Origin of the sequence: Pseudomonas sp. M1 (genome assembly GCF_022760135.1) — a bacterium.
Lineage (GTDB): Bacteria > Pseudomonadota > Gammaproteobacteria > Pseudomonadales > Pseudomonadaceae > Pseudomonas > Pseudomonas citronellolis.
Window position 1 is genome coordinate 6,759,948 of the sequence record NZ_CP094343.1, and the last position, 11,419, is coordinate 6,771,366.

Sequence of the window (11,419 nt, forward strand, 5' to 3'; positions counted from 1 at the left end):
CTGAGCATGTCGGTATTCACCCCTCTTGAGCGTTCCACCCTGGAAAGCTTCCTCGCACCCTACGGGCTGGGGCGCCTGCACGAGTTCCGCGGCATCCCCGAGGGCTCGGAGAACAGCAACTTCTTCGTCAGCCTGGAGCGCGGCGAATTCGTCCTGACCCTGGTCGAGCGCGGCCCGGTGCAGGACCTGCCGTTCTTCGTCGAACTGCTCGACGTGCTCCACGAGGCCGACCTGCCGGTGCCCTACGCCCTGCGCACCGAATCCGGCGAGGCCCTGCGCCAGCTGGAGGGCAAGCCGGCGCTGCTGCAGCCGCGCCTGCCCGGCCGCCACGAGCGCCAGCCCAACGCCCACCATTGCGGCGAGGTCGGCGCCCTGCTGGCGCGCCTGCACCTGGCCACCCGCGGGTGCATCATCGAACGGCCCAGCGACCGCGGCCTGAGCTGGATGCTGCACCAGGGCGAGAACCTCGCCTCGCACCTGGCCCCGGCCCCGCGCGAACTGCTGGAAAACGCCCTGGAGGAAATCGCCCGGCTGCTCGCCGAACAGCCCGAGCTGCCGCGCGCCAACCTGCACGCCGACCTGTTCCGCGACAACGTGCTGTTCGACGGCCCGCACCTGGCCGGGGTGATCGACTTCTACAACGCCTGTTCGGGCTGGATGCTCTACGACCTGGCGATCACCCTGAACGACTGGTGCTCCCACGAAGACGGCGAACTCGACGGCCCCCGCGCCCGCGCGCTGCTGGCCGCCTACGCCAGCCGCCGGCCGTTCACCGCCCAGGAGGCCGAACTATGGCCGGAAATGCTGCGCGTGGCCTGCGTGCGCTTCTGGCTGTCGCGCCTGATCGCCGCCGAGGCCTTCGCCGGGCAGGACGTGCTGATCCACGACCCGGGCGAGTTCGAGCGACGCCTGGCGAAGCGGCAGAAGGTGGACATTCATTTGCCGTTTGCGTTGTAGGGCCGCCGCCGGACGGTACGATTTTTTGTAGGAGCGGATTTATCCGCGATTTCCGCCGGCAGGGCCGGCGTATATACGCTATCGCGGACGGAGTCCGCTCCTACGTCCGTGCGTCCCAGGGGCCTCGATGCCCACTTGTAGGAGCGCGCCCTGCGCGCGATCGCGGGATGACGCCCCACGGTTCTGCAGGATGGCACGGCTTTTCGTAGGAGCGAGCTTGCTCGCGAATGGCTTCTCTGCAGGGCTTGGTTCGCGAGCAAGCTCGCTCCTACAGGGGTGTACTGGTGCGACGCATGCTCTTATGGAGTGAAGATCCAATCTTGAGCAGACATCCCTGTCGTTGCTCCGCTGCCCAAGTTCAGCCCCGGCCCGACCATCCTTGGCCGGTCGTTCGCCGGCGCGACGCATGCTCGTACGGAGTGAAGATCCGATCTTGAGCAGACATCCCTGTCGATACTCCTCTGCTCAAGTTCAACCCCAGCCCGGCCATCCATGGCCGGTCGTTCGCCGGGCGAAGCATGCTTCGCAAAGACTCCGGCTCACCCACATTTCGAATACCCGCAATTCAGACAGGTCGCGCAGCCGTCCATCTGCACCACCGCCATGGTGCTGCACTTGCCGCACAGCTGGGCGCCGGCGGGGAAGCCTTCGCCGGGTTCGGCCTTGTTGGTGCCCTGGGCCGCTTCGTAGGCCGCGCGTTTTTCCGCCAGGTACAGACGTTGTTCCTCGTCGATCTGCGGGCCCTGCATCAGGCCAATGGCTACCAGGTGGCGCTCCACCACCGCGCCTATCTCGGCGACGATGGAGGGCATGTAGATGCCGCCGCGCTTGAGATAGCCGCCGCGCGGGTCGAACACCGCCTTCATTTCCTCCACCAGGAAGGTGCAATCGCCGCCCTTGCGGAACACTGCCGACATGATGCGGGTGAGGGCGACTATCCACTGGAAGTGGTCCATGTTCTTCGAGTTGATGAAGATCTCGAAGGGCCGGCGCTGCTCGTAGGGCGTGTCGGGGTTGAGCACCATGTCGTTGATGGTCACGTAGAGCGCGTGCTCGAACAGCGGCGACTTGATCTTGTAGGTGGCGCCCACCAGGATCTCCGGGCGCTGCAGGGTTTCGTCCATCTTCACCACGGCCGCCGCCGCGGCAGCCTCGGCGCGGGCCTTTTCCTCGGCGACGTCGACCACTTCGAAGCTGCGGATCTTCTGGTTGATTTTCACTGGCATGGGATTCCTCCGCGGCTTCAGAACTTGCCGTAGTAGCCTTCTTTCAAGGCATCGAACAGGTTGGCGGCGGTGTGGGTCTCGCCGTCGTACTCCACTTCCTCGTTGCCCTTGAGTTCCACCGTGCTGCCGTCTTCCAGCTCGAAGCGGTAGAGGGTCTTCTCCAGGTCCGAGTCCTTGACCAGCACGCCCTGGAAGGCCGCCGGGTTGAAGCGGAAGGTGGTGCAGCCCTTCAGGCCCTGGCGCCAGGCGTAGAGGTAGATGTCCTTGAAGTCCTCGAAGGGGTAGTCGGTGGGCACGTTGGCGGTCTTGGAGATCGACGAGTCGATCCAGCGCTGCGCCGCCGCCTGGATGTCCACGTGCTGCTGCGGGGTGATGTCGTCGGCGGTGACGAAGTACTCCGGCAGGCGGTGCTTGCCGTCCTCGGCGTCGGGCACGGCCTTGGCGTCGACCTTGGCGCGGTAGGCCAGCAGCTCGTAGCTGAACACCGAGATCTTCTCCTTGGTCTTGCGCCCGGCGCGGATCAGGTTGCGCGAGTAGTGATGGGCGAAGCTCGGCTCGATGCCGTTGGAGGCGTTGTTGGCCAGGCTCAGGCTGATGGTGCCGGTGGGCGCGATGGAGCTGTGGTGGGTGAAGCGCGCGCCGTGGCGGGCCAGGGCCTCGACCAGCTGCGGGGCGTGCTCGGCGATGCGCTGCATGTAGCGCGAATACTTGGCGTGGAGGACGCGGCCGGGCACCCGGTCGCCCACTTTCAGGCCGTCGGCGGCCATTTCCGGGCGCTTGCGCAGCATTTCCGCGGTCACTTCGTAGTCCTGCGCCAGCACCGGCGCCGGGCCTTTCTCCAGGGCCAGGTCGAGGGCCACTTCCCAGCCCACCAGGGCCATTTCGCGCGCCACTTCCTCGGTGAACACGCAGGCCTCGGGGCTGCCGTAGCGCAGCTTGAGCATGGTCAGCGTCGAGCCCAGGCCAAGGAAGCCCATGCCGTGGCGGCGCTTGCCGAGGATTTCTTCACGCTGCTGCGCCAGCGGCAGGCCGTTGACCTCCACCACGTTGTCGAGCATGCGGGTGAACACCCGCACCACCTCGCGGTAGCGCTCCCAGTCGAAGTGCGGCTCCTCGCCGAAGGGGTCGACGACGAAGCCGGTGAGGTTCACCGAGCCCAGCAGGCAGGAACCATAGGGCGGCAGCGGCTGCTCGCCGCAGGGGTTGGTGGCGCGGATGGCCTCGCACCACCAGTTGTTGTTCAGCTCGTTGACGCGGTCGATGAGGATGAAGCCCGGCTCGGCATAGTCGTAGGTGGAGACCATGATCATGTCCCACAGGTGCCGCGCCTTCACGCGCCCGTAGACCTTGCAGGCGACGCGGCCGTCCTCGCCGACCAGGTATTCGTCGTGGATCGGCCAGTCGCGCCAGAGCACCTGGGCCGGGTCGTCCAGGTCGACCTCGTCGCGCTCCTTGTGGTGCACCGGGAACAGCAGCGGCCAGTCGGCGTCGGCCTGCACCGCCTGCATGAAGTCGTCGGTGATCAGCAGGCTGAGGTTGAACTGGCGCAGCCGGCCGTCCTCGCGCTTGGCGCGGATGAACTCGCGCACGTCCGGGTGGGCGACGTCAAAGGTGCCCATCTGCGCGCCGCGGCGGCCGCCGGCGGAGCTGACGGTGAAGCACATCTTGTCGAAGATATCCATGAACGACAGCGGCCCGCTGGTGTGCGCGCCGGCGCCGGAGACGTAGGCGCCGCGCGGGCGCAGGGTGCTGAACTCGTAGCCGATGCCGCAGCCGGCCTTGAGCGTCAGGCCGGCCTCGTGGACCTTCTGCAGGATGTCGTCCATGGAGTCGTGGATGATCCCGGAGACGGTGCAGTTGATGGTCGAGGTGGCCGGCTTGTGCCCCTGGGCGCCGGCGTTGGAGATGATCCGCCCGGCCGGGATGGCGCCATGGCGCAGGGCCCAGAGGAAGCGTTCGTACCAGTGCTCGCGGGTCGCCGCGTCCGGCTCGACGTCGGCCAGGGCGCGGGCCACCCGCTGCCAGGTCTCGTCGACGCTGGCGTCGATGGGCGTGCCGTCCTTCTGCTTGAGCCGGTACTTGCTGTCCCAGATGTCCTGGGACGCCGGCTGCAGTTCGAGTGCCGCCTGGTCTGTGCCCTGCGGGCGAGCATCGGTCTTGGCCATCCGCTGAAGATCCTCCCGTTGGTGCGCGGCCGGCTTGGGGCAGACCGCAATATCTAGTTATCCAGTAAATACACGAAACTACATATTGTGTATTTAGTCCAGCCGGAGACTCTAGTACCCGGAAGAGGTATTTGCCTATGAGGCGATGGGACGCAGGGGGAAAGTGTAGGTGAGCGGGGGCGGGAGGGAGGGGGTTGGGGTGGGGGCAAGAGCCTAGGAGCCCATGAGCGCAAGAGCGCCCTCTCCCTAACCCTCTCCCTGAAGGGAGAGGGGACCGTTGGGCAGAGTCGGAGATATAGGAGTTAGCCGGCAACGCCGAAATTTTCAGGCTGATGCCTGTTCTATTCTCGGCACGAACTAGCCCCCTCTCCCTTCAGGGAGAGGGCTGGGGAGAGGGAGCGGTACCCATCCCAGCACCATGGCCCCCCGGCAGGCACCATTCCCTCTCACCCCACCAAAGACCGTAGGATGGGTTGAGCTTGCGATACCCATCACCATGGCATGGCCCGATGGGTATCGCTTCGCTCAACCCATCCTACAAGAGCGCCGCCTCAGAGCTTCTCCAGGCACCCGGCGAACTCGTCGGCCAGGTTACCCAGCAGCTTCTCGTAGCCATTGGCGTCGACCTTGACCGCCACGCCCAGATCATCCAGCTCGGCCAGCTGCACCGGCAGGCCGGCGCTGAGGGTATCGGCCAGGCGCGGGCGGAGCGGCGGTTCGCTGAAGATGCACGACGGCCCGGCCTTCTGCAGCTGCGCGCGCATCGCGGCGACGTGCTTCGCCCCCGGCTGCACGTCCGCGGACAGGGCGAAGACCCCCGCATGGCGCAGGCCGTAGGCTTCCTCGAAGTAGTCGAAGGCTTCGTGGAAGACGAAGTAGGGCTTGCCGACCAGCGGCGCCAGGCGCTGCTTCAGGCGTGCGTCGAGCTGTTCCATGCGCTCGTCGAAGGCCTTGAGGTTGGCCTGGTAGCGCCCGGCGTTGAGCGGGTCGGCGATGGCCAGGTCCTCGGCCATGCGCGCGGCGATGGCCTGGGCGTTGGCCGGCAGCAGCCAGAGGTGCGCATCCACGGTGCCGGGGCGGTGATCGTGGTCGTGGTCCTCGTAGTCGGCGTGGCTCATGTTCTCGAAGTTGACGAACTTGCGCAGGTGCATGCCCGGCAGCTCCTGCACCGCCACGCTGGGCGCCTGGCGGGCCTGCAGCGGCTTGTCGAGGAACACTTCCATGTCCGGACCGATCCAGTAGAACAGCTGGGCCTCGCGCAGGCGGCGCACGTCCGAGGGGCGCAGGGCGTAGCTGTGCGGCGAGGCGCCGGGCGGCAGCAGCACGTCGGGGCTGCCTTCGCCGTCCTGGACGGCGGCGGCGATCAGTTGCAGCGGCTTGATGCTGGTCAGCACCTTGACCTCGGCGCTGGCGCCAAGGCTCAGGAACAGGGTGCAACAGGCGAGGAGCAGGGCGGATGGGCGCAGGGACACGGCGGACTCACACGGGCAGGGAGGTAAAGGGTAATATAATAACGTCTCCGTACCCGAGCGTCGTCGCCGCAATGTACAAGTTGATGCCCAACACCCCGCTGGCCTGCCGCCCGCACGACCACGCCACCTGCGTGGCCGGCGCCCTGGCCGAGGCCGACGCGCTCTGCGCGCGCCAGGGCGTGCGCCTGACCGAGCTGCGCCGGCGCGTGCTGGAACTGGTCTGGCAGAGCCACAGGCCGCTGGGCGCCTACGACATCCTCGCCGTGCTCAGCGAGGAAGACGGCCGCCGCGCCGCGCCGCCCACCGTCTACCGGGCGCTGGACTTCCTCCTGGAAAACGGCCTGGTGCACCGCATCGCCTCGCTCAACGCCTTCGTCGGCTGCAACAACCCCGAGCACGCCCACGAGGGCCAGTTCCTCATCTGCCGCGCCTGCCACACCGCCATCGAGCTGGAGCAGCCGGCCATCAGCCAGGCCATAGTCGCCGGCGCCGAGGGCGTCGGCTTCAGCGTCGAGACGCAGACCGTCGAAGTGGTCGGCCTCTGCGCCGCCTGCGCGCCCAAGCAGCGGGAGGCCTGATGAGCCAGCCCCTGGTCCGCCTCGAAGGGGTGGGCGTGCGCTATGCCGGGCAGGCGGTGCTGCAGAACGTCAGCCTGAGCATCGGCGCCGGCGAGATCGTCACCCTGATCGGCCCCAACGGCGCCGGCAAGACCACCCTGGTGCGCAGCGTGCTCGGCCTGCTCAGGCCCGACAGCGGCACGGTGTGGCGCCAGCCGAAGCTGACCATCGGCTACATGCCGCAGAAGCTCCACGTCGACCCGACCCTGCCGCTCTCGGTGCTGCGCTTCCTGCGCCTGGTGCCGGGCGTGGGCCGCGAGCAGGCCCTGGCCGCGCTCAAGGAAGTGGGCGCCGCGCAGGTGCTGGACAGCCCGCTGCAGACCGTCTCCGGCGGCGAACTGCAGCGCGTGTTGCTGGCCCGCGCGCTGCTGCGCAAGCCGCAGCTGCTGGTGCTGGACGAGCCCGTGCAGGGCGTCGACGTCGCCGGCCAGGCCGAGCTGTACCGCCTGATCACCCGCCTGCGCGACCGCCTGGGCTGCGGCGTGCTGATGGTCTCCCACGACCTGCACCTGGTGATGAGCACCACCGACCAGGTGGTCTGCCTGAACCGCCACGTGTGCTGCCACGGCCACCCCGAGCAGGTCAGCGGCGACCCGGCCTTCGTCGAGCTGTTCGGCCAGGACGCCCGCAGCCTGGCGGTCTACCACCACCACCACGACCATGCCCACGACCTGCACGGCGAAGTGGTGCCGCAGAGCGGCGCCGGCCTGGCGATCCACAGCAAACTGACCCCGGTCCACAAGCACGGCCCCGACTGCAACCATGGCTGATTTCCTTCTCTACGCGCTGCTGGCCGGGCTGTCCCTGGCGCTGGTCGCCGGCCCCCTGGGCTCCTTCGTGGTCTGGCGGCGCATGGCCTATTTCGGCGACACCCTGTCCCACGCCGCGCTGCTCGGCGTGGCCCTGGGCTTCCTGCTGGACGTCAGCCCAACCCTCGCGGTGACCGTCGGCTGCGTGCTGCTGGCCGTGCTGCTGGTGACCCTGCAGCAGCGCCAGCCGCTGGCCGCCGACACCCTGCTGGGCATCCTCGCCCACAGCACGCTGTCGCTGGGCCTGGTGACCCTGAGCTTCATGAAGGAAGTGCGGGTGGACCTGATGGCCTACCTGTTCGGCGACCTGCTGGCGGTGAGCCAGACCGACCTCATGTGGATAGTCGCCGGCAGCGCCCTGGTGCTGGGGCTGATCTGCTGGCTGTGGCGGCCGCTGCTGGCGATCACCGTGCACGAGGAGCTGGCGCGGGTCGAGGGCCTGCCGGTCACCGCCATCCGCCTGGCGCTGATGCTGCTGATCGCCATCGTCATCGCCGTGGCCATGAAGATCGTCGGCGTGCTGCTGATCACCTCGCTGCTGATCATTCCCGCCGCCGCCGCCCAGCGCCACGCCCGCAGCCCCGAGCAGATGGCCTTCGGCGCCACCCTGGTGGGCCTGGTGGCGGTGTGCGCCGGGCTTGCGCTGTCGTGGTTCAAGGACACCCCGGCCGGGCCGTCCATCGTGGTCAGCGCCGCGGCGCTGTTCCTGCTGAGTTTTGTCCTGCCGCGGCGGACGGTGTAGAATTTGTCGATTTTTTGATCAATCGAGAATGACTGGCATGAAGTCCCTTGCCCTCCGTCTGCTTTCCGTCCTCTCCCTCGCCCTGCTGCTGGGCGCGTGCCAGAGCCTGCCCGGCCAGGCGCCGAGCGGCTCCGGCTTCGAGGCCCGCCTGGCCGCCGGCCAGCTGGAAGCCGCGCAACTGCAGCTGGGCCAGGAGCACGAGGACGCCGCGCAGCTGGCCGAACGCCGCCAGCGCCTGGCCGACGCCTACCTGCAACGCAGCCGCGAGGCCCTGCAGGCTGGCGACGTCAACGGCGCCAGCAACGCCCTGGCCCGCGCCCGCTCGCTGATGCCGCGCGCCCCGGCGCTGGCCGCCGACGTCAAGGACATCGGCCAGCCCAAGGCCGCCGCCCCGGTCAAGTGCGAGCCCTGAAAGCCGCGTCCGCCCGTCTTATTCCATTTCGCTCGGCCCTTATCCGAACAAGGATTAATCGGCTATAGGAAAGCAGGGTAAAATGCGCGGTTTTTGCCGAGCGCCTACGCTCGTTTGCCAGGACACCCCGGCAGAGCGCGCCATTCCCACACTTCGCCGTACCCACAAGGTTCGCCACGTGATCGAATTCCACGACGTCCACAAGACCTACCGCGTCGCCGGCCGCGACATCCCGGCCCTGCAGCCGACGCGCCTGAGCATCGGCGCCGGCCAGGTGTTCGGCCTGATCGGCCACTCCGGCGCCGGCAAGAGCACCCTGCTGCGCCTGATCAACCGCCTGGAAGAGCCCAGCGGCGGGCGCATCGTCATCGACGGCGAGGACGTCACCGCCCTCGACGCCGACGGCCTGCGGCGCTTCCGCCAGCGCGTCGGGATGATCTTCCAGCACTTCAACCTGCTGGCCTCCAAGACCGTGGCCGAGAACATCGCCATGCCGATGAAGCTGGCCGGCAGCTTCAGCGCCGCGCAGATCGCCGCGCGGGTGGACGAACTGCTCGAGCGCGTGGGCCTGCAGGACCACGCCCGCAAGTACCCGGCGCAACTCTCCGGCGGCCAGAAGCAGCGCGTCGGCATCGCCCGCGCCCTGGCCTGCGGGCCCAAGCTGCTGCTCTGCGACGAGGCCACCAGCGCGCTGGACCCGCAGACCACCGGCCAGGTCCTGCAGCTGCTGGCGGAGATCAACCGCGAGCTGAAGCTGACCATCGTGCTCATCACCCACGAGATGGACGTGATCCGCCGCGTCTGCGACCGCGTGGCGGTGATGGACGCCGGCAGCATCGTCGAACAGGGCGAGGTGGCCGACGTCTTCCTCCACCCGCAGCACGAGACCACCCGGCGCTTCGTCTTCGAGGCCGAGCGCGTCGACGAGAACGAGCAGCACGACGACTTCGCCCACGTGCCCGGGCGCATCCTGCGCCTGACCTTCCGCGGCGAGGCCACCTACGCCCCGCTGCTGGGCACCGTGGCGCGGCAGACCGGGGTGGACTACAGCATCCTCGCCGGGCGTATCGACCGCATCAAGGACCAGCCCTACGGCCAACTGACCCTGGCCCTGGTGGGCGGTGACATGGAGGCGGCCATGGCCCAGCTGAATGCGGCCGAGGTGCATGTGGAGGTGCTGCGCGCATGAACGACTTCTTTATAAATATCGACTGGTCGGAAATCCTCCAGGCCAGCATCGACACCTTCTGGATGCTCGGCGGCTCGCTGCTGTTCACCGTCATCCTCGGCCTGCCGCTGGGCGTGCTGCTGTTCCTCACCGGGCCCAGGCAGCTGTTCCAGAACCGCGCGGTCTACGCCCTGCTTTCCTTCGTGGTCAACGTGCTGCGCTCGCTGCCGTTCATCATCCTGCTGATCGTGATGATCCCCTTCACCGTGCTGATCACCGGCACCTCGCTGGGCGTCGCCGGGGCCATCCCGCCGCTGGTGGTGGGCGCCACGCCGTTCTTCGCGCGCCTGGTGGAAACCGCCCTGCGCGAGGTTGACAAGGGCATCATCGAGGCCACCCAGGCGATGGGCGCCAGCACCCGCCAGATCATCTGCAACGCCCTGCTGCCGGAGGCCCGCCCGGGCATCATCGCCGCCATCACCGTCACCGCCATCACCCTGGTGTCCTACACCGCGATGGCCGGCGTGGTCGGCGCCGGCGGCCTCGGCGACCTGGCCATCCGCTTCGGCTACCAGCGCTTCCAGACCGACGTCATGGTGGTCACCGTGATCATGCTGCTGGTGCTGGTGCAGATTCTGCAGACCGTCGGCGACAAGCTGGTGGTCCACTTCTCGCGCAAATAACCACAAGGCCCGCGGGCCACAGGAAAATCCCAAAAGGAGCGATCCATGAAGAAACTGCTTGCCGCCTTCGCCGCCACCGCGGCGCTGTCGATCACCGGCGCCAACGCGGCCGAAACCCTCAGCGTGGCCGCCACCCCGGTGCCGCACGCGGAAATCCTCAACTTCGTCAAACCCATCCTGGCCAAGGAAGGGGTGGAGCTGAAGGTCAAGGAATTCACCGACTACGTGCAGCCCAACACCCAGGTCGCCGAGAAGCGCCTGGACGCCAACTTCTTCCAGCACCAGCCGTACCTGGACGAGTTCAACAAGTCCAAGGGCACCAACCTGGTGGCCGTCACCGGCGTGCACATCGAGCCGCTGGGCGCCTACTCCAGCAAGTACAAGAAGCTCGACGAGCTGCCCTCCGGCGCCACCGTGGTGATCCCCAACGACGCCACCAACGGCGGCCGCGCCCTGCTGCTGCTGGCCAAGACCGGCCTGATCAAGCTCAAGGACGAGAAGAGCATCACCGCCACCCCGAAGGACATCACCGACAACCCGAAGAACATCAAGGTGCGTGAACTGGAAGCCGCGACCCTGCCGCGCGTGCTGGGCCAGGTCGACCTGGCGCTGATCAACACCAACTACGCCCTGGAAGCCAAGCTGAACCCGACCAAGGACGCCCTGGCCATCGAGGGTTCCGACTCGCCCTACGTGAACATCCTGGTAGCCCGCCCGGACAACAAGGACAGCGACGCCATGCAGAAACTGGCCGCCGCCCTGCACAGCCCCGAGGTGAAGCAGTTCATCCTGGAGAAATACAAGGGTGCCGTGGTTCCGGCCTTCTGATCGCCGACCGCACCTTTGAAGAAGCCGCGCCCCGCAAGGGCGCGGCTTTTTTTCGCCTGTAAACAAGCTGCAACGGCGGGGGGGCTATAACGGTATTTCCACGACTTCTTTCGCTTACAGACCGCTTTTCCAGATTCAGGCAGGGGAGAGCGGTCTTTTTTTGTCTGCGATTTTGTAGGAGCAAGCTTGCTCGCGAACGGTGCCTCCCGGCGGTTTCGGTGCCGTGGCTTGACTCCGCTCCCTCTCCCTAACCCTCTCCCTGAAGGGAGAGGGGACCGTTCGGCGTACTTGGATGCTCTGGAGTCAGCCGGCCGCTCCGAACGCTTCCGGCTGAAACCCT

11 protein-coding genes are annotated in these 11,419 nt (G+C 67.5%); 8 read left to right on the forward strand and 3 right to left on the reverse strand.

The genetic code is table 11. The features are described from left to right. Window positions 1-6 precede the first annotated feature (6 nt). Window positions 7-957, forward strand: coding sequence for a homoserine kinase (locus PM1_RS30045; RefSeq protein WP_009614558.1), 951 nt, complete (start codon window positions 7-9; stop codon window positions 955-957). Between the two features lie 539 nt (window positions 958-1,496). Here the strand turns inward: PM1_RS30045 and PM1_RS30050 are convergent. The 3 genes from PM1_RS30050 to PM1_RS30060 all read right to left on the reverse strand — a co-directional run bounded on the left by PM1_RS30050 (window position 1,497) and on the right by PM1_RS30060 (window position 5,820). Then, window positions 1,497-2,183, reverse strand: a complete 687-nt coding sequence (locus PM1_RS30050; protein ID WP_009614556.1) for a TSCPD domain-containing protein — start codon at window positions 2,181-2,183, stop codon at window positions 1,497-1,499. Window positions 2,184-2,200: 17 nt separating this feature from the next. Then, a complete protein-coding gene (locus PM1_RS30055; protein WP_009614554.1) occupies window positions 2,201-4,348 on the reverse strand; it encodes an adenosylcobalamin-dependent ribonucleoside-diphosphate reductase in 2,148 nt (715 codons plus the stop codon). A gap of 551 nt (window positions 4,349-4,899) precedes the next feature. Beyond that, window positions 4,900-5,820, reverse strand: a complete 921-nt coding sequence (locus tag PM1_RS30060) for a zinc ABC transporter substrate-binding protein ZnuA (protein WP_009614553.1) — start codon at window positions 5,818-5,820, stop codon at window positions 4,900-4,902. A gap of 71 nt (window positions 5,821-5,891) precedes the next feature. Here PM1_RS30060 and zur point away from each other — a divergent pair, with 71 nt between their 5' ends. From zur to PM1_RS30095, 7 genes are all read left to right on the forward strand, one after another. Continuing rightward, window positions 5,892-6,398, forward strand: a complete 507-nt coding sequence (gene zur / locus PM1_RS30065; RefSeq protein ID WP_009614552.1) for a zinc uptake transcriptional repressor Zur — start codon at window positions 5,892-5,894, stop codon at window positions 6,396-6,398. Then, window positions 6,398-7,207 carry a zinc ABC transporter ATP-binding protein ZnuC gene (znuC, locus tag PM1_RS30070; protein ID WP_009614551.1) on the forward strand — a complete coding sequence of 270 codons (810 nt, stop codon included), beginning with the start codon at window positions 6,398-6,400 and terminating at the stop codon, window positions 7,205-7,207. The genes zur and znuC overlap by 1 nt, the downstream gene beginning before the upstream one ends. Then, on the forward strand, window positions 7,200-7,988 hold the full coding sequence (znuB, locus tag PM1_RS30075; RefSeq protein ID WP_009614550.1) for a zinc ABC transporter permease subunit ZnuB: 789 nt from the start codon (window positions 7,200-7,202) through the stop codon (window positions 7,986-7,988). Before znuC ends, znuB begins: the two co-directional genes overlap by 8 nt. Before the next feature lie 37 nt (window positions 7,989-8,025). After that, on the forward strand, window positions 8,026-8,400 hold the full coding sequence (locus PM1_RS30080; RefSeq protein ID WP_009614548.1) for a hypothetical protein: 375 nt from the start codon (window positions 8,026-8,028) through the stop codon (window positions 8,398-8,400). Window positions 8,401-8,578: 178 nt separating this feature from the next. Continuing rightward, window positions 8,579-9,589 carry a methionine ABC transporter ATP-binding protein gene (locus PM1_RS30085; RefSeq protein ID WP_024128848.1) on the forward strand — a complete coding sequence of 337 codons (1,011 nt, stop codon included), beginning with the start codon at window positions 8,579-8,581 and terminating at the stop codon, window positions 9,587-9,589. Then, window positions 9,586-10,251 carry a methionine ABC transporter permease gene (locus tag PM1_RS30090; RefSeq protein WP_009614544.1) on the forward strand — a complete coding sequence of 222 codons (666 nt, stop codon included), beginning with the start codon at window positions 9,586-9,588 and terminating at the stop codon, window positions 10,249-10,251. Before PM1_RS30085 ends, PM1_RS30090 begins: the two co-directional genes overlap by 4 nt. 45 nt (window positions 10,252-10,296) lie before the next feature. Continuing rightward, window positions 10,297-11,079, forward strand: coding sequence for a MetQ/NlpA family ABC transporter substrate-binding protein (locus PM1_RS30095; RefSeq protein ID WP_009614542.1), 783 nt, complete (start codon window positions 10,297-10,299; stop codon window positions 11,077-11,079). Window positions 11,080-11,419: the final 340 nt, after the last annotated feature.

Excerpts from the sequence above, each read along its gene's own strand:
- znuC (WP_009614551.1), top strand. The coding sequence starts at position 6,398 with ATGAGCCAGCCCCTGGTCCGCCTCGAAGGGGTGGGCGTGCGCTATGCC.
- PM1_RS30095 (WP_009614542.1), top strand. The coding sequence starts at position 10,297 with ATGAAGAAACTGCTTGCCGCCTTCGCCGCCACCGCGGCGCTGTCGATC.
- PM1_RS30080 (WP_009614548.1), top strand. The coding sequence starts at position 8,026 with ATGAAGTCCCTTGCCCTCCGTCTGCTTTCCGTCCTCTCCCTCGCCCTG.
- PM1_RS30055 (WP_009614554.1), bottom strand. The coding sequence starts at position 4,348 with ATGGCCAAGACCGATGCTCGCCCGCAGGGCACAGACCAGGCGGCACTC.
- PM1_RS30045 (WP_009614558.1), top strand. The coding sequence starts at position 7 with ATGTCGGTATTCACCCCTCTTGAGCGTTCCACCCTGGAAAGCTTCCTC.
- PM1_RS30090 (WP_009614544.1), top strand. The coding sequence starts at position 9,586 with ATGAACGACTTCTTTATAAATATCGACTGGTCGGAAATCCTCCAGGCC.
- zur (WP_009614552.1), top strand. The coding sequence starts at position 5,892 with ATGTACAAGTTGATGCCCAACACCCCGCTGGCCTGCCGCCCGCACGAC.
- znuB (WP_009614550.1), top strand. The coding sequence starts at position 7,200 with ATGGCTGATTTCCTTCTCTACGCGCTGCTGGCCGGGCTGTCCCTGGCG.
- PM1_RS30050 (WP_009614556.1), bottom strand. The coding sequence starts at position 2,183 with ATGCCAGTGAAAATCAACCAGAAGATCCGCAGCTTCGAAGTGGTCGAC.